Source organism: Synechococcus sp. BIOS-U3-1 (genome assembly GCF_014279975.1).
In the GTDB taxonomy this organism is placed as follows: Bacteria; Cyanobacteriota; Cyanobacteriia; order PCC-6307; family Cyanobiaceae; genus Synechococcus_C.
Genome location: NZ_CP047936.1, coordinates 19010 through 36222 on the forward strand (window position 1 = coordinate 19010; position 17213 = coordinate 36222).

Annotated in this window: 18 protein-coding genes; 9 read left to right on the forward strand and 9 right to left on the reverse strand. The window is 58.4% G+C overall.

Going from position 1 to position 17213, the window contains the following annotated elements; translation table 11 throughout:
* The first annotated feature begins 101 nt into the window (after positions 1-101).
* On the forward strand, positions 102-569 hold the full coding sequence (msrB, locus tag SynBIOSU31_RS00080) for a peptide-methionine (R)-S-oxide reductase MsrB (protein WP_186491195.1): 468 nt from the start codon (positions 102-104) through the stop codon (positions 567-569).
* On the forward strand, positions 499-1827 hold the full coding sequence (locus SynBIOSU31_RS00085; protein WP_186491196.1) for an NAD(P)/FAD-dependent oxidoreductase: 1329 nt from the start codon (positions 499-501) through the stop codon (positions 1825-1827). The genes msrB and SynBIOSU31_RS00085 overlap by 71 nt, the downstream gene beginning before the upstream one ends.
* Here SynBIOSU31_RS00085 and SynBIOSU31_RS00090 read toward each other — a convergent pair.
* Genes SynBIOSU31_RS00090 through SynBIOSU31_RS00100 form a run of 3 tightly spaced genes read right to left on the reverse strand, consistent with a single transcriptional unit; the run spans position 1802 to position 5838 of the window.
* Positions 1802-3079, reverse strand: a complete 1278-nt coding sequence (locus tag SynBIOSU31_RS00090) for a type II secretion system F family protein (protein WP_186491197.1) — start codon at positions 3077-3079, stop codon at positions 1802-1804. The genes SynBIOSU31_RS00085 and SynBIOSU31_RS00090 overlap by 26 nt on opposite strands.
* A 16-nt stretch (positions 3080-3095) precedes the next feature.
* A complete protein-coding gene (locus tag SynBIOSU31_RS00095; protein ID WP_186491199.1) occupies positions 3096-4169 on the reverse strand; it encodes a type IV pilus twitching motility protein PilT in 1074 nt (357 codons plus the stop codon).
* 10 nt (positions 4170-4179) lie between these two features.
* Positions 4180-5838 (reverse strand): GspE/PulE family protein, encoded by a 1659-nt coding sequence (locus tag SynBIOSU31_RS00100; protein WP_255477284.1) that lies wholly within the window; start codon positions 5836-5838, stop codon positions 4180-4182.
* A gap of 95 nt (positions 5839-5933) precedes the next feature.
* Between SynBIOSU31_RS00100 and grpE the strand changes: the two genes are divergently transcribed.
* The 4 genes from grpE to rsgA are packed head-to-tail and all read left to right on the forward strand — an operon-like array spanning position 5934 to position 8990.
* Positions 5934-6671 (forward strand): nucleotide exchange factor GrpE, encoded by a 738-nt coding sequence (gene grpE, locus SynBIOSU31_RS00105; RefSeq protein ID WP_186492726.1) that lies wholly within the window; start codon positions 5934-5936, stop codon positions 6669-6671.
* 42 nt (positions 6672-6713) lie between these two features.
* Entirely contained in the window at positions 6714-7844 is a 1131-nt protein-coding gene (dnaJ, locus tag SynBIOSU31_RS00110) for a molecular chaperone DnaJ (protein WP_186491202.1), read from the forward strand.
* A gap of 2 nt (positions 7845-7846) precedes the next feature.
* Positions 7847-8089, forward strand: coding sequence for a sulfurtransferase TusA family protein (locus tag SynBIOSU31_RS00115; RefSeq protein WP_186491207.1), 243 nt, complete (start codon positions 7847-7849; stop codon positions 8087-8089).
* A gap of 19 nt (positions 8090-8108) precedes the next feature.
* A complete protein-coding gene (rsgA, locus tag SynBIOSU31_RS00120) occupies positions 8109-8990 on the forward strand; it encodes a ribosome small subunit-dependent GTPase A (protein WP_186491212.1) in 882 nt (293 codons plus the stop codon).
* Here rsgA and SynBIOSU31_RS00125 read toward each other — a convergent pair.
* The 3 genes from SynBIOSU31_RS00125 to murC are packed head-to-tail and all read right to left on the reverse strand — an operon-like array spanning position 8965 to position 11690.
* Positions 8965-9306, reverse strand: coding sequence for a YbaB/EbfC family nucleoid-associated protein (locus SynBIOSU31_RS00125; protein ID WP_066908605.1), 342 nt, complete (start codon positions 9304-9306; stop codon positions 8965-8967). The two genes, rsgA and SynBIOSU31_RS00125, sit on opposite strands and share 26 nt — an antisense overlap.
* 24 nt (positions 9307-9330) lie before the next feature.
* On the reverse strand, positions 9331-10263 hold the full coding sequence (gene murB, locus SynBIOSU31_RS00130) for a UDP-N-acetylmuramate dehydrogenase (protein ID WP_186491214.1): 933 nt from the start codon (positions 10261-10263) through the stop codon (positions 9331-9333).
* Positions 10239-11690: a UDP-N-acetylmuramate--L-alanine ligase gene (gene murC, locus SynBIOSU31_RS00135; RefSeq protein WP_186491215.1), complete on the reverse strand. Its 1452-nt coding sequence runs from the start codon at positions 11688-11690 to the stop codon at positions 10239-10241. Before murC ends, murB begins: the two co-directional genes overlap by 25 nt.
* Positions 11691-11859: 169 nt before the next feature.
* Between murC and gap the strand changes: the two genes are divergently transcribed.
* Positions 11860-12885, forward strand: a complete 1026-nt coding sequence (gene gap / locus SynBIOSU31_RS00140) for a type I glyceraldehyde-3-phosphate dehydrogenase (RefSeq protein WP_186491218.1) — start codon at positions 11860-11862, stop codon at positions 12883-12885.
* Positions 12886-12948: 63 nt separating this feature from the next.
* On the opposite strand, the gene thiL is transcribed toward gap, so the two are convergent.
* Complete coding sequence (gene thiL, locus SynBIOSU31_RS00145; RefSeq protein WP_186491220.1) at positions 12949-13938, reverse strand: thiamine-phosphate kinase; 990 nt, start codon at positions 13936-13938, stop codon at positions 12949-12951.
* A gap of 5 nt (positions 13939-13943) precedes the next feature.
* Complete coding sequence (locus tag SynBIOSU31_RS00150) at positions 13944-15017, reverse strand: peptidylprolyl isomerase (protein WP_255477462.1); 1074 nt, start codon at positions 15015-15017, stop codon at positions 13944-13946.
* 77 nt (positions 15018-15094) lie between these two features.
* Here SynBIOSU31_RS00150 and efp point away from each other — a divergent pair, with 77 nt between their 5' ends.
* Positions 15095-15658 (forward strand): elongation factor P, encoded by a 564-nt coding sequence (gene efp / locus SynBIOSU31_RS00155; RefSeq protein ID WP_186492727.1) that lies wholly within the window; start codon positions 15095-15097, stop codon positions 15656-15658.
* A gap of 2 nt (positions 15659-15660) precedes the next feature.
* Positions 15661-16146, forward strand: coding sequence for an acetyl-CoA carboxylase biotin carboxyl carrier protein (gene accB / locus SynBIOSU31_RS00160; protein WP_186491221.1), 486 nt, complete (start codon positions 15661-15663; stop codon positions 16144-16146).
* Here accB and pdxA read toward each other — a convergent pair.
* A complete protein-coding gene (pdxA, locus tag SynBIOSU31_RS00165; RefSeq protein WP_186491222.1) occupies positions 16133-17167 on the reverse strand; it encodes a 4-hydroxythreonine-4-phosphate dehydrogenase PdxA in 1035 nt (344 codons plus the stop codon). The two genes, accB and pdxA, sit on opposite strands and share 14 nt — an antisense overlap.
* Positions 17168-17213: the final 46 nt, after the last annotated feature.

Genomic DNA, 17213 nt, shown 5'->3' on the forward strand with positions numbered 1-17213 from the left:
TGCCTGGTTCCTGGTTCCGAGTTGTCTAGAACAGATCAATCAATGACGCGACATCGGTGATACCCTCCACCCTCGAAAAGTGGCTCTTGAGCAGGCGCTCCATGCTGTTCGCCACGGTTTCAGGGCTAGTTGGTGTTTTCCTGGCTCCGAAGAAGGTGTCCGCTGCTTCCGATGCATCGGATGCGCAGTGGGATCTCTCCGATCAGGAATGGAAGAAACGGTTATCTACAGATTCGTATCAGGTGCTGCGAAGGGAAGGCACTGAGCCGCCATTCACCAGTGAGCTCAACAGTGAGAAGAGATCCGGTACTTATCACTGTGCAGGTTGCGATCTGTCGCTGTTCTCATCCCAGGCCAAGTTCGACAGTGGCACGGGTTGGCCAAGCTTCTGGCAGCCCCTCCCAGGTGCCATCGACACGAAAGTAGATTTCAAGCTGATTGTTCCTCGCACGGAATACCACTGCAGCCGCTGCGGCGGCCACCAGGGTCATGTGTTCAATGACGGTCCCAGGCCCACCGGCAAGCGCTACTGCAATAACGGCGTCGCTCTGCGCTTCCAGCCCGCTTGATCTGATTGTGATCGGTGGTGGTCCTGCCGGTTACATGGCAGCGATCACCGCCGCTGAGCAAGGTGTGCGTGAGGTTGTGGTTTTGGAGGCCACGCCAGAGCCACTGCAGAAGGTGCGCATCAGTGGTGGTGGTCGCTGCAATGTCACGCATGCTTGCTGGGATCCGGCGGAGCTTTCCACTCATTACCCCCGAGGCAGTCGGCCGTTGCGGGGCCCATTCAGTCGCTTTGCCTGTGGTGATGCAATCGCCTGGTTTGATGAGCGTGGCCTCACCCTTGTTGAGGAACCAGACGGACGCATGTTTCCGCAGCAGAACCGCTCGGAGGCGGTGATTCACTGCTTGCAGAAGGCTGCGACTGGGGTGGGGGTACAGCTGCGGACGAAGGTGATGGTGCAGCAGGTTGCGGCACAGAGGGATGGTGGTTTTGTGGTTGATGGGCGTGGGCTTGAGCAGCCTTTGAAGGCTCGCAACCTGATGCTGGCAACCGGTGGCCATCCCAGTGGTCGAAAACTTGCGGAGTCCCTCGGTCATCAAGTGGTGCCGCCTGTTCCCTCTTTGTTCAGCCTGTCGCTGGGCACCAAAGCACTTGCTGCTTGCAGCGGCATTGCCATTGATGACGTGAGCCTCGATCTCAAGCTCGGGGATCAGCGCTTTCGGCAAACCGGCCGGGTCTTGATTACCCACCGCGGACTCAGTGGTCCTGCAACGCTGCGACTCTCCGCTTTTGCTGCGCGAGCGCTTTATCAAAGTCACTACAAGGGCGAGCTGAAAGTGGACTGGAGTTCTGGCCTGGGTCGCCAGGGTGTGGAGCAGAGGCTGCATCAGTGGCGGTTGGACAAAGCTCGACGCACCTTGATTTCGGCCAAACCGTTTGAGCACTTGCCGCGTCGTTTGTGGCAGGCCTTTCTGTCAGAGATTGCAGTCGATGGCGACCGCCGTTGGGCGGATCTGCCGTTGAAGGCTGAGCGTCAGCTGGTCGAAATTCTCTGCGCTCAGCGTCTGCCGATTCAGGGCCGGGGCCCATTTGGAGAGGAGTTCGTTACTGCTGGTGGAGTGGCCCTGGGCGAGGTGAACCTGGCCACGATGGAAAGTCGTCGCTGTCCTGGGCTCTATGTCGCTGGGGAACTCTTGGATGTAGATGGCGTCACCGGTGGGTTCAACTTCCAGGCTTGCTGGAGTGGAGGCTGGCTTGCTGGCCAGGCCATCGCCGCCGCTGAACCCCAGCTGGCTGTTACTGAATCTGATCAAACACAGTGAACATCGGCAGATACATCGCCAGCAGGATCGAGCCAACAATGCCACCCACAACCACGATCATCGCGGGTTCCAGCATGGAGGTGAGTGCCTTCACGGACGCTGCCACCTCGTCTTCATAGAAGTCAGCCACCTTGCTAAGCATCTGGTCCATTTCCCCAGTTTCCTCGCCGATCGAGAGCATGCTCAGGGCCATGTCGGGCAACACTTTCTGTCGCGTCAACGCCGTACTCAGTAGCACTCCTTCCTGAACCAACGCTCTCGAATCGAGGATCGCGTCGGAAATGATCGAATTGCCTGCTGTTTCACTGGAGATCTCCAGTGACATCAGGATCGGTACGCCTGCTCGGCTCAGAGAGCTGAAGATCCTGCAGAACTGTGCTGTTGCAGTTTTCATGATCAGGTCCCCGAACAGGGGCAGCTTCAGGATCAATCGGTCGACCACACGTCTGCCGTTATGGGTCGTGTAGTAGCGGCTAAACAGCCATGCAGCCATCAGAAGACCTCCGGCAAACACCAGAGCTGCGGAAGAGCGCAGCAGTTCGCTCAGGTCCACCATCAGCTGGGTGAACAGTGGCAGTTCCGCGCCAAGATCCTCGAAGATCCCAGCGAACGTGGGAATGAGGAAGATGGTCATCCCCAGAAATACCAGGATTGCGATCACCAGCACCGCTACTGGATAGCCCAGGGCACCCTTGATCTGATTCTGCAGACGAGCATTGTCTTCCAGCAGCTTGGCGAGTCTTTTCAGCGATTCATCCAGTACTCCACCTGCTTCACCGGCTTCCACCATGGCTACGGTGAGCTGGTCAAACACTTTGGGCCACTGACGCATCGCAGTACCCATGGCAGTGCCCTGGTTCACTTGCATGCCCACCGCGGTCAGCGCTTGTTTGAACATCGGCAGCTTCTGCTGGGTGGTCATCAGATCGAGGCTGCGCACGATGGGCACCCCTGCATTCACGAGCGCCGCAAGCTTGCTGGCCCATACGGCTTTCTCTTTCACGCCTGGAGGTTTCTGAAAGGCCCCCCCTAAATCCATGGACAGCCAGCTTCCATTGGAAGCTCCATCTGTTTTGCCTTTCGTTTCAGGCTGGCTGCCTCTTGCGCTGCTGGTTTCGCTGGCACGCAGTTCAGTGGCCTTGATACCTCGTCGTCGTAACTGACGCTTGGCTGTTGCGAGATCGATGGCTCTGATCTTCATCGAGCGCTCCTGCCCTGTGGCGGAGGTGTAGGTGGCGGTGAAGGTGGCCATGGTGTTGCTCTGTCGGTCAGCTGCTCACAAGTCGTTCCAGCTCTGAGGGCTTGCTGGCCTTGGCCAGTGCTTCCTGCAGGTTGATATCGCCGTGAGTCACCAGATTGGCCAGAGCCTTTTCCAGGGTCTGCATCCCCAGTGCGCCTCCGGTCTGAATCTGTGAATACAGCTGAGCGGTCTTGCCCTCGCGGATCAGGTTGGCGATGGCAGGGGTGTTGATCATGATTTCCTGAGCCATCACTCGGCCGAACTGACCTGGAGACGGGTTGTTGCGTTGGCAAAGCGTCTGTGAAAACACTGCCAACAAGCTCCCTGACAGTTGCACACGGATCTGGGTCTGCTGGCCAGGCGGGAACACATCAACCATCCGATCAACCGTTTGGGCTGCGGAACTCGTGTGCAGAGTGCCGAAGACGAGGTGACCTGTCTCCGCGGCGCTGATGGCCAGCTGAATGGTTTCCAAGTCCCGCATCTCCCCAACCAGGATCACGTCTGGGTCTTCCCGCAGTGCTGCTCTGAGTGCATTCCCAAAGCTGCGGGTGTCCTCGTTGAGCTGACGCTGGTGAACCAGGCTTTGGTCGCTTTTGTAGACGAATTCGATCGGGTCCTCGATCGTGAGGATGTGCTCGGCTCGGCTGTGATTGATGTGATCCAGCAACGCGGCCAGGGTGGTGGTCTTGCCCGAGCCGGTGGGTCCAGTCACCAGCACTAGGCCCCGAGGTCGTTTGCTGGTTTCCACCACCACTGCAGGCAGGTTCAGCAATTCGATGCTTGGGATCGTGCTGCCCAGTGCCCTTAAGCAGGCCGCATAGCTCCCCTTCTGGCGATAAACGTTCACCCGGAAACGGGCCACTCCTTTGAGGCCGTAAGCGCAGTCGAGTTCCCACGTCTGCTCAAGGGTCTTGCGTTGGCTGTTGTTGAGCATCGAGAAGATCAGCCGGTTGCAGCTGTCCTCCAGCAGGGCTTCATCACGCATCGGCCGTAGTTTGCCGCTGAAACGTCCGTAGGGGGGTTGGCCGCTGGCGAGATGCAGGTCACTGCCACCGTTGTCCACCAGCTCCTGCATCAGGTCCTCGATCATCAGCTCCATCGCTTCGTCCTCATTGGCGCGGTGTCAGGCAGTAGGGACATTCCAGCCAACCTTCCTGGAGTCCGCCACCACATCCATGACAGGTCAGGGTGCTGAGGGCGCGGGCACGGCGTTCCGATTCAAGTCCGGCGTCTGTGAGAACCATTCGGCCCACTTCCTCCAGGGTTGTATGTCCTTCCCGTACTAGCTCCAGGCTGTAGCCCAGCAGGGTCTTCATCCCTCCCTCCAGAGCCAGCTGGCGCACCATGTCCGTCGTGGCGCCTTTGGCCACGGCGGCCGCCAGAGCCTCATTCATGCGCAGCACTTCATAGACCCCCACGCGGCCCTTGTAACCGCTGCCCTGACAGTGGGGACAAGGATTGACCTGGCCTTCGTGATGGTTGGCTTTCACAAAGCTCACGTTGGCTTCGTTGCTCGCCATCAGGCCGAAGCGACCCAACTCTTCGGGATCGGGGCGGTAGGCGATCTGGCAGTGGTGACAGACCCTTCGCAGAAGACGTTGCGAGACGATCCCGATCAATGAGGCACTGACCATGAAAGGTTCCACGCCCATCTCATCCAGTCGGGCAATCGCACTGGGGGCGTCATTGCAGTGCAGGGTCGTCAACACCAGGTGGCCTGTGAGCGCAGCTTCGATGGCCGTTTTCGCTGTTTCCAGATCGCGCGTTTCCCCCACCAGCAGTACATCCGGGTCCTGGCGCATGAAGGCTCTCAGTGCCTGACTGAAATCAAATCCCTTCTCCCGGTTCACCTGGCATTGGGTAATGCCGGGCAAGGTGTATTCGATGGGGTCCTCCACGGTGGAAATGTTGATGCCTGGTTCATTGCGTTCCGCCAGCAGGGAGTACAGCGTTGTGGATTTACCGGATCCAGTCGGCCCTGTGACCAGGATCATTCCGAAGGGTTTTGAGCCGAGGGCGCGGACCAGCTCCAGCGTTCGAGGATTGGAAATCAGCTTGTCGAGTCCCAGCTGGGTGGCAGAGCTGTCGAGTAGCCGCAGCACGATCTTTTCGCCGAAGCGGCTCGGCAGACTGTTGACACGGAAATCCACCGTGCGGTTCTGGAAACGGCGCCGGATACGTCCATCCTGAGCAACGCGGCGTTCGGCAATGTCCAGCTCCGCCATGATTTTGAACCGTGAAGTCACGGCGGGAATCAGTCGGCTGGGCAGGGGTTCGATGTGGCTCTGAAGCACACCGTCTTGACGGAAGCGCAGCTGAAGTCCGGCCTGCTGTGGTTCCACATGGATGTCGCTGGCCCCAAGCTCTAGAGCCTGCATTAGGATCCGGTCCACCAGATTGATCACTGGCGACTGGTCTGCATCGCTGAGGCTGGATTCGAGATCTTCAGGACCTGCGCTTTGTGCTGATGCCTCGTCGGGATCCTGAACCAGAACCGCTTCCACCGAAAAGTCCTGTAGGTAGGAGGTCGCTTTCTCTCCCAGGATGTCAGTCGTTGTAGTGGTGGTCTGAGGTGTGGGTGAGGCGTCCTCGGATGGCCTGTTCAGCAGTGCGTTAAGGCGCTCGGCAAGGGCAGCGTGACGTGCAGGTTCAAAACCCATCGCTTCCAGCTCCTGGAGCAATGAGGGTTCATCGGCGCTGACGAGCTTGCCTGGGATGGTCCGCTGCAACAGAAGTTCCAGTTCCAGATGACGGCGGTCGTCGCTCACGGATCCAATTCGCAGAAAGGTGCGGGCTTCCCCCGCTTGTGGGAGGACTGCCTCACCTATCAACATGTCTAGACGTGAATTCGCAACCGGTCAGCATGAGTGGCGATGCTTCCACCCCAGCGCAGGATCCGTCATCGGCTGGTTCCGACGGCCAGCAACCTGTCGTGACTCCAAACGAAACTCTGGACACGACGCCAGTCGTGGACGAGGCACCGTCCGCTGAAGGCGCTGCCGAATCGGAGTCAGATTCCCAGTCCGTCGATAACGAGGCCCGTCTTGAGCAGCTCGAGAAGGAGCATTCCGCGCTCAGAGAGGAGCATGAAGTGTTGCGCGGTCAGTACGTGCGCATCGCCGCGGATTTCGACAACTTCCGCAAGCGTCAGAGTCGCGACCAGGATGACCTCAAATTGCAGCTCATCTGCAGCACCCTGAGTGAAATCCTTCCAGTTGTTGATAATTTCGAGCGTGCTCGTCAGCAGCTCGATCCTCAGACGGAAGAAGCCCAGGGACTTCACCGCAGCTATCAGGGGCTCTACAAACAGCTGGTTGAGGTGCTCAAACAGCTGGGTGTTGCTCCGATGAGAGTGGTTGGCCAGGAGTTTGATCCAACCCTGCACGAAGCGGTGCTGCGTGAGCCCAGTGAAGAGCATCCAGAAGACGTGGTGATTGAGGAGCTGCAGCGCGGCTATCACCTCGACGGTCGCGTGCTGCGTCACGCCATGGTCAAGGTGTCGATGGGGCCTGGTCCGCAACAGGCTGCCGGCAGCGAGACGTCCACCTCTGATGCTGAGGTCGCATCTGAAGAGGAGGCTTCGGGTGATGCCAGCAGTTGATCAGACCCCTGCTTTTACTGTGACCTTCGGAACGTCCAGCTGATGGCCGATTATTACGAGCTGCTCGGTGTCAGCAGGGATGCTGATGCCGACACCCTCAAACGGGCCTATCGGCGACTGGCTCGCCAGTACCACCCCGATATCAACAAAGACGCCGGAGCAGAGGACCGCTTCAAGGAAATCGGTCGCGCCTACGAGGTTCTCAGCGATCCTCAGACCCGTGGTCGTTACGACCAATTCGGTGAGGCAGGGCTCGGTGGCGCTGCTGGTATGCCCGACATGGGCGACATGGGTGGCTTCGCCGATATTTTCGAAACTTTCTTCAGCGGGTTCGGGGGGGCCGCAGGTGGTGGACGTCAGCAACGCCGTCGTGGTCCTCAGCAGGGAGATGATCTGCGGTATGACCTCACGATCGATTTCGAGCAGGGGGTGTTCGGACAGGAGCGGGAGATTCGAGTCCCTCACTTGGAAACATGCACCACCTGCAGCGGCAGTGGTGCCAAGAGTGGCAGTGGACCCACCACCTGCTCCACTTGTGGAGGTGTTGGCCAGGTGCGCCGGGCAACCAGGACCCCTTTCGGCAGTTTCACCCAAGTGGCGGAATGTCCCACTTGCAACGGCAATGGTCAGGTGATTGCTGATCCCTGCAATGCCTGTGGCGGTCAGGGTGTGACTCAGGTGCGCAAGAAGCTGCGGATCAATATTCCTGCCGGTGTTGACACCGGGACTCGTCTCAGGGTGACCGGTGAGGGCAATGCTGGCTTACGCGGTGGTCCTTCTGGCGACTTGTATGTGTTCCTGACCGTTAAACCGCACCCCTCTTTGCAGAGGGATGGATTGACGGTCCATTCCGAGGTCAAGGTGAGCTATCTCCAGGCGATTCTCGGTGACACGATTGAAGTGGACACTGTCGACGGCCCGACCAGTCTTGAGATTCCTGCAGGAACTCAACCCAATGCCGTTCTCACCTTGGACAACAAGGGCATTCCCAAGCTGGGTAATCCTGTGGCCCGCGGCAATCAACGCATCACTGTCAATGTGAAACTCCCCACTCGTCTCAACAATGAGGAGAAGGGACTGCTCGAAGAGCTTGCCGGTCATCACTCCGCCAGGGGGGAGCAGCACCATCACCACAAGAGCGGCCTATTTGCGCGATTGTTCGGACAGCGCTGACCATGACGGAACGTCTCCCCGATCGTCAGCTCGATCTCTGTGGGACGCCCTGTCCGCTCAATTTCATTCGCTGTCGGCTCACTCTTGAGAGCATGAGTTCCGGTCAATGCCTTCAGGTGGACCTTGATCCCGGCGAGCCAGAAGAGATGGTGGTTCCTGGATTGCGTCGTGATGGCCATCAGGTCCATGTGGAATATCTCTCGGATGCCCAGGTGCGGCTGAAGGTGATCTGTGCCGGTCATTAGCCATGAATTGCATTCGGGCATGGTCGTTGCTCTGCAGGCCAATTACCTCGAGGTGGAGCTTGAGGCCCCGCCTCTCGATGTTCCTTCCCGACTTCTCTGCACGCGTCGCACCCGACTGACCCATCGCGGTGCGGCGGTCCATGTAGGTGATCGTGTTCGGGTGGAAGCTATTGATTGTGATCACGCCAGGGCCGTTGTTGCTGATGTGGAACCTCGGAGCAGTTTTCTGGTTCGTCCTCCGGTTGCCAACGCCTCCTGCATCTTGGTGGCGGTCGCCGTTGAGCAACCTTCTTTTGATGCCGATCAGGTCAGCAGGTTCCTGCTCACGGCTGAGAAGACCGGATTGCAAGTTTTGCTCGTGCTGACTAAGTGCGATCTGCTGGATGCCGATGCTCTCTCACAACTGCGGACACGTCTGCGGGGATGGGGGTATGAACCGATGCTTGTTTCCACCCGTTCTGGAATGGGGCTTGAGGAACTGCGCGCGCAATTGGCAACCGTTCCGATCTCGGTGCTTTGCGGCCCCTCGGGGGTGGGCAAGACTTCGTTGCTGAATGCTCTCCTGCCAGGACTGGCGTTACGGGTGGGTGCGGTGTCAGGTCGCCTGCAAAGGGGGCGCCACACCACCCGTCATGTGGAACTGCATGCGTTCTCCCCTGGCTCCAGGGTTGCTGATACTCCAGGGTTCAACCGTCCAGAATTGCCGGATGATGTCTCCAATCTGGAAGTGCTGTTTCCAGAGTTGCGTGTCCAGCTTGACCAACATCCTTGCCGTTTCCGTGACTGCCTGCACCGGGATGAACCGGGCTGTGGTGTGACACGTGACTGGGAGCGTTATCCCCTGTACCGCAAAGCTGTAGAGGAGCTCCTTGAGATCAGCCGCCCATTCCGGGCAGGTTGAGATCGAGACCGCCGGTGAGCTCCTGCATCCGCTCCTTCATGGTTCCAGTGGAACGTTCATAGGCCGACTGAAGCGCGGCGAGTGTGGCGGCTTCAGCGGCTTCCTGCCCTTCACTCAGCAGACTGGGATCCAATTTCACACGTAGGGGCTGCTGGTTGCCGGAGAGCCAGATGCAGGCTCGTCCGTCTTCGCTGCTGCCTTCAATCTCCATGGCATCGAGCTCTTCTTGCAACTTCTGAGCGTCTTGCTGGATCTGCTGTGCCTTGCGGAAGGCTTCGGTGAGCTGTCCAAAATTGGGAAGTCCGAACCCGGCCATGGCATCGCTGAAGGAACCGAAAGATTAGGCCGCCATCTCGAATCCCAGTCGTTTGACTTCAGGCTGCAGCTGTATGCCGTGGGCATCGGCCACTTCCTGTTGCACCAAGCCAATCAGATGACGGATATCTGCAGCGCAGGCTCCTCCCGTGTTCACAATGAAATTGGCGTGCAGTTCAGAGACTTGCGCTCCACCGACACGGCGGCCTTTCAGGCCAAGGCCTTCGATCAAACGTCCGGCCTTTGCCGGTTCTGGATTACGGAAGACGCTGCCGCAGCTCGGTTGCTTGTAAGGCTGGGTGCTGGTGCGATGGTTGAGATTTCCGCTGGTGCGCTGTTGCAGTTCGGCCGGATCATGACCTGCTTCAAGTTGAAATTCGGCGGCCACCACCAGGAACGGTTGGGTCTGCAGAGCACTGTGGCGGTAAGCGAAATCGAGTGATTCCCGCTCAAGCCTCCGGATCCTGAAATCATCACCTTCCAGAGGAACCACATCCACGCTGATTAATCGCTCAGCCGTACAGCCACCCTGAGCACCGGCATTCATCACAGCGGCTCCGCCGACAGTGCCAGGGATGCCCACGGCCCACTCCAGCCCTTGCAATCCTTTTCTCGCGGCACGCCTGGCCAGAGTTGGGATCGGTTCACCAGAACTTGCCCGCACTTTGCCGGTCTGAGCATTCAGATCAAGTCCCTGCAGCCGTCGCAGGCAGAGGGTGAGTCCTGGAAGACCTGCATCAGCAATCAGCAGATTGGAGCCTGCACCGATCACACGGACGGGTAACCCCTCATTTATTGCCCAATCGAGCAGGGTCGGAATCTGCTGGGCTTGATTCGGTTCGGCCAGCCATTGCGCTGGTCCTCCCACTCGCCAGGTTGTGTAGTGGGCCAGGGAAACCTGCTCCTGCAGGATTCCCTGATCCTTCAGGTCTTTCAAGCTGTCAGTGTCGACTGACATGACGTCTGCTCCTGCAATGCGTTCGGTGACAGCCGTGACCAGAGACTGTTCACATCACCGGCTCCCATCGCCAGTACGAGGTCATCGGCACAGCTGTGCTCTCGAACCAGATCAGCTAATTCGTCCATGGTGTTTGCCACCAGAACGGTCTGATCGGCACTGTGTTGCTGAATGCAGGATGCCAGGGCTTCGCTGCTGACTCCGGGGATGGGAGCTTCACCGGCTGAGAACACCGGAGCCAGAACAACGATGTCGACGTTGGAGAGCGCCATCGCGAACTCGTTCTGAAATTCCTGAGTGCGGCTGTATCGATGGGGTTGAAACACCGCTAGAAGCCGTTTCGGACTACGCGGCAGCGGGCTTCGTCCACTGGACACCATGAGAGCTGCCATCGCCAGGGTTGCAGCCACTTCACTGGGGTGATGGGCGTAGTCGTCCACCACCAGACGTCCCTGCCAGTCGCCGCGATAGTCGAAGCGGCGACCGGGACTCTTCAGTTCATGGAGATGGTTGACCAGACGCTCGAGAGGAATTCCCTCCAAACGGCAAGCAGCAAGAGCTCCCAGGGCATTGCTCAGGTTGTGCAGCCCTGGAAGCGGCAGCGTGATTCGACCGACGTACTCAGCTTGTTCATAGAGATCTGCAACGGTGTGATCGCCTTCGAGGGCGACTGGAAGAGCGGCGAAATCAACGTTGTCGCTGCGTTGCACTGACCACCAAGCATCAGCTTGGAAGTGTTCACTCAGGATCGGGTCATCTTGGTTGGCAAGCAGTCGACCACAACCGGCCGCGAAGCGCCGCATGGTAGTGATCAGATCATCTAGATCCCTGTAGTGATCGGTGTGATCCAGTTCCAGATTGGTAATCACGCCCAGGGTTGCGTTGAATTTCACCAGCGAGCCGTCGGATTCATCGGCTTCTGCCACGAGTAGACGGCCTGAACCCGCATGTCCATTGCTTCCATAGCAAGGAACGATGCCACCGATGACAGCGGTGGGATCTTCACCAGCGCTGTGAAGAAGTGATGTGACCACTGTGCTCGTGGTGGTTTTGCCGTGACTGCCCGCTACCGCGATTGAAGGCTGTTGATCGATCAGGGCAGCGAGCAGATCGGAGCGGTGCCAGACAGTCAGTTGTAATTGCCGGGCTGCGGCCAATTCAGGATTGTTGTCCGGGATAGCGCTGCTGATCACAACCAACGGCGTTGCTAAACCCCGTCGTTTCAATTCATCGAAATTATCTGCCGTCTGCGAGGCGAAAGCCACCATCCCAAGCGACTGCAGGGCTTCCATTGCGGGAGACATCCTGCGGTCGGAGCCACTCACCCTGTGACCGCGGCTGAGCAGAATTCTCGCTAGTGCGGACATGCCGATTCCGCCTGCACCGATGAAGTGCACCGAGGAAGGGCTGTCAAGCGATCTGCTCAAGAACAAATGCCATGGACGCGCACCTTAAATCAGCTTTTCTTGCTGACCACCAATTGGCGCAGACTGTCTTGTTAGGCCCCTCAAATTCGGGAGGGGAACCCATTTCATTCAAAACTAGCGATTTCTGTATGATCAGCGGCCATTCCCTGCGGATTGTCCGCTCCTGAATATGACTCTGCGCGTTGCGATCAATGGATTCGGCCGAATCGGTCGCAATGTGATGCGGGGATGGATCAGCCGTGGCGCTGACACCGACATCGAGATTGTGGGTGTGAATGCCACCTCGGACCCCAAGACCAGTGCTCACCTGCTGACCTACGACTCAATCTTGGGCAAGCTGGATCCCAGCGTAAAGATCGAAACCACTGACGACTCGATGATCGTCAATGGCAAGCAGGTGAAGTTCTTCTCCGACCGCAACCCCCTCAATTGCCCTTGGAAGGATTGGGGGGTGGATCTGGTTCTTGAGTCGACCGGTGTGTTCAACACCGACGAGAAGGCCAGCATGCACATTCAGGCCGGCGCCAAGAAGGTGATTCTCACCGCTCCCGGCAAAGGGCCCAAGGTCGGCACATTCGTGGTTGGTGTGAATGAGGACCAATACCGTCATGAAGATTTCGACATCCTCAGCAACGCCAGCTGCACCACCAATTGCCTCGCCCCCTTGGTGAAAGTGATCGATCAGTCGATCGGCATCAATCGTGGCCTGATGACCACGATTCACAGCTACACAGGCGACCAGCGGATTCTCGATAACAACCATCGCGATCTACGTCGTGCCCGTGCCGCTGCTGTGAACATGGTTCCCACCTCCACCGGTGCAGCCCAAGCTGTGGCTCTCGTTTACCCCGCTGTGAAAGGCAAGTTCACGGGTATCGCTATGCGCGTTCCCACTCCGAACGTCTCTGCTGTTGACCTGGTGTTCGAGTCCACCCGTGCCTCGTCCGTCGATGAGATCAAGTCGATCCTCAAGGCTGCTGCTGATGGCCCCATGAGCAAGATCATCAAGTACGGCGATCTGCCCTTGGTGTCTAGTGACTACGCCGGCACCAATCAGTCGACCATTTTTGACGCCGATCTGACCCTGGCCATGGGTGACAACTTCTTCAAGATCGTCGCTTGGTACGACAACGAGTGGGGCTACAGCCAAAGGGTTGTGGACCTCGCCGAGGTGGTGGCCAGGAACTGGAAGTGATCAGGATTTGATTTGATGTTCAGTCCCTCCCATCGGGAGGGATTTTTTTTGGTCACACATCCTTCAGGCAGAGTCGAAGTGATCAAATCCTGCAGCGGTAACAGGACGTCTGGTGTCACTCCACACGATCTGATTGCTCTCGGAGGTCACGCAGCCGATCCGCCGGCTTGCCGGTTGATGTTCAAGCCAGCGTTGGGCCCAGACGGCTGGGAGACTCAGCACCAGTTCAAAATCCTCTCCACCGTTGAGGCACCATTGGTCCCAGAGGTCGCCAGAAGGCCAACTCTCTGCCCGCGGGAGCCAGTCACGGTTCAGTTGAGCTCCGCATTGACTGCTGTTGCAAAGAGCCTGTACCGCCGCCAGAAGGCCGTCGCTGCTGTCGGTGCCGGCCGCTCTCCAGGGCAAGTGCTCTGGTTTGTGCTCGAGCAGCGTGGTCAAGGCATCCAGCCGGGGGCTGGGGCGGCGATGGTGACTGATGGCCTGGTGTTGAAGGGCGTCCGTCAGTGCTCTGTTGCCATCCAGAATCGGATCACCTTGAAGCAGTGCTAGCCCTAAACGGCTCAGGCCATGGGCTCCGCTGGTGACGAGCCAGTCGCCTGGATAGGCATCTGCGCGGTGTAGGCGTAAAGGCCCTAATCGGCCGAGTGCCGTGACCGAGATCAGTCTTTGCCTGCCTGAGGAGCAGTCCCCTCCCAGCAGGATGCCTCCATAGCAGTTGAGAGCTTCGCTGATCCCGCGGTACAGATCCTCTACCCAGTTCCATGGGGTGCTTCCTGGTGCCACCAGAGCCACCGTGATCCCATCCACAGCAACGGCGCCGCTGGCTGCCAGATCGGACAGGTTGGTTGCCACTGCGCGCCAGCCCACATCCGCTGGGCTTGTGGTGAGGTCACTGAAGTGAATGTCATCCACCAGGACATCTGTGTTCACAAGCAGCTGCCGGGGGTCGGGGACCAGGGTGGACGTGTCATCAGCCAGCTGACCCGGTGGAGCAAAGCAGGCCAGCCGCCTGAGCAGCTCCGCTTCACCCAGCTCCGCCAGTGTGACCGTCACGGAGCTCAGGCGTGCTGCTGCAGTCGATCTGCACCGTCGACCACTTTGATCCGTTTGATTTCATCGTTGACGCCCAGTTCTTCGAGCACATCGAATCCGTCCACGACATAACCGAAGGCTGCATTGCGCCCATCCACCAGATTCAAACCTGCTGGTGTCAACTCTGCCTCGTACAGAAACAGAAAGAACTGAGACGAGCCGTCATCGAGGGCCTGATCGGAGTGTGCCCAACCCAGTGTTCCCAGGGTGGAGAAGGGAAGCACAGGAGTGGCTTTGAACAGACCGACGTCTTCGAAGGTTTGGTTATAAATGGTTTCCGGTTCATCGGGAACACGGATTTCCAGGGGCACGTGGCGTTCCTGCTTGGTTTTTGGATCTAAGTAACCGATATCAGGTCCTTTGGGATCGCCGCTCTGCAGGATGTAGAAATCTTCTGCACGGTTAAAGGGCAGACCGTCATAGAAGCCCTTCAGGCTGAGATCAATGAATGCACCGGCAGTGAGAGGTGCGTTGTAACCATCCACCACAGCGGTGAGATCGCCCTCAGTGGTTTCGATCACCACGGTGGCTCGACCTGCCAGCCGCGGCAGGTCGTCGAATTCCGAAGGGATGTCGGGCAGTCGGTCATCAATCAGCAGTGCTTCCAGATCACCGATCTGGCTAAGGGTCTGGCGGCGTGACTGAATAAATCCCGCTTTGTCTTTCTCTTCAATGCGCTCCTGCAGGATGTTCAGGTCATTGGCCACCGAATCAAGGATCTGCTCAGCCCTTGATTGATCGTCGCTTGGCATCGCTGCGACGATTGCGCTTTTCTTGTCACTCAGCAGCGACTGAGTGCGCTTAAGGCCACGTCCGAGAGCACTCCAGCGCTTGGCGCGCAGGTCATCACTTGTGTATTCGAGCAGGTGCTGAAGATCGCGAAGATCTTCCTGATTCATGGGCAGGGAATCACGCAGGATCGCCGCCGGATCCTGTACGGCGTTCCCCTGGGGGAGTGCCGCCCAGACCGGTGGTGTCCAGGCCAAGCCAACCATCACAAGCAGGCTGATAAGCCATGCGCTCAGGCGCTGAAATCCCAACCGAATCGCCAACGAGAACCCCAGGTGCTGAAAGGACTTTGGCACAGCCGTATGATCCCCTGAACCGTTCGGCGGGAATGATCTCCAGCAACGACTTTCGCACCGGTACCACGATTGAGCTCGACGGTGCCGTTTGGCGCGTGGTCGAGTTCTTGCACGTGAAGCCTGGCAAAGGCTCGGCTTTCGTTCGCACCAAGCTCAAGGCTGTCCAAAGCGGCAGCGTTGTGGACAAAACCTTCCGCGCCGGAGAGATGCTCCCCCAGGCTTTGCTGGAGAAAACCACTCTTCAGCACACCTATATGGAAGGTGAGGACTTTGTCTTCATGGATATGTCGAGCTATGAGGAAACCCGCCTCACCGCTCAGCAGATCGGAGACAGCCGCAAATATCTCAAGGAGGGTATGGAGGTGAGTGTTGTCTCGTGGAACGAGAAGCCCCTCGAAGTTGAACTGCCCAACTCCGTTGTGTTGGAGATCACTCAGACCGATCCCGGCGTGAAAGGTGACACGGCCACTGGTGGAACCAAGCCTGCGATTCTGGAAACGGGAGCGCAGGTGATGGTTCCTCTGTTCCTCTCGATTGGCGAGAAGATCAAGGTGGATACGCGCAATGATTCCTACTTGGGTCGGGAGAACAGCTGATCATGCAACTCGATCACGATCAGCTTCATAAGCTTTTAAACGCCCTGGGTGAGAGTGATATCCAGGAGTTCCGGCTTGAAGGCGACGACTTCCGTCTTGAGGTCCGTCGCAACCTGCCGGTTACAGCTGTTGCTGCTCCGGTGCCCCCTGTTGCCCAGGTTGGAATCCCGGTTCCTGTCGTTGATGTCCCTGCTCAAGGTGAAACAGTCCCAGCGGCTCCACCGCCTGCGGCAGGTTCGCGTTCTGATCTGGTCGATGTCACCGCACCGATGGTCGGCACCTTCTACACCGCCCCTGCCCCAGGCGACCCTCCTTTCGTCGAGATCGGCAACCGGATCAATGCTGGTCAGACGATCTGCATTCTTGAAGCGATGAAGCTCATGAACGAGCTGGAAGCAGAGGTTGCAGGTGAAGTGGTGGAAATCCTTGTGGATAACGGCACCCCAGTGGAATTTGGTCAAGTGCTGATGCGCGTCAAGCCCGGCTGAGTTCCCAGGCCGCCTGGATGGCGGCCAGCATGCTGGCCCCCCTTGCCACTCCTTGACCGGCGATGTCGAAGCCAGTGCCGTGGTCGGGGGAGGTGCGCAGAAAAGACAAGCCCAGGGTTGTGTTCACGGCCTGATCGAAGGCCAGCAACTTCACAGGAATCAGGCCCTGATCGTGATAGAGGGCCAGGATTCCATCCGGTCCGACCTGACGAGCATTGTTGCTCCAGGCTTCAGCTGCACTCAACCAGCAGGTGTCTGGAGGGAGGGGGCCTCTCAGTTTCACGCAAGGATGGTCGCTCGCCCATCGCTCCAGTAGCGGCTTCAACCACTGCTGCTCCTCTCCTCCCAGCTGCCCCTGCTCTCCGGCATGCGGGTTGAGGCCCGCCACAAGCAATTGAGGAGAGGAATTGAAGCGCAGGCAGAACCCTGCTAGTTCATCAAGCTTGCGTTCAACCAGATCCGTGCTGAGAACGTCTGGAACCTGTCCAAGCGGGATGTGTGTGGTGGCTAGCAAAGTATTGAGCCTCCATCCAGTTGCTGGGGAGACAGCCGTGAACAGCATCGAGGCAGTCTTGCGTCCATCCAGCTCTGCCAGACGTTCGGTTTGACCGGGATAGCGATGTCCCGCTTGATGCCAGGCATGTTTCGCGATCGGTGCGGTCACCAGTGCCCGTGCTTGTTGCTGTTTCACCAGCTCAACAGCCCTGCTCAGCCAGCGGAAACCGGCTTCACCGCTTCTTGCTCCTGAGTTACCGGGCTCGAGAGGCCCTCCAGGTACTGGTAGATCCTCAATCGTCAGTGCATCCGGATCCACGAAGGGATCCTTTGAATGCAGTCTCAGGTGTTGAGCAGTCTTTTGCAGGCTGGCCCTGCAGCCGACAAGCAGAGGAATCTGCATGTCGGCTGGGCGCCTGGGATCAGCCAGGGCCTTCAGTGTGACTTCCATACCGATCCCAGCAGGATCACCGAGTGCGATCACAAGGCGTTGTTTCGCGTCAGGGCATTCGATGGATGAGGTCATGCTGCGTTGGCTGGTGATCGGCCTATTGCTCGATGGACTGGGGATG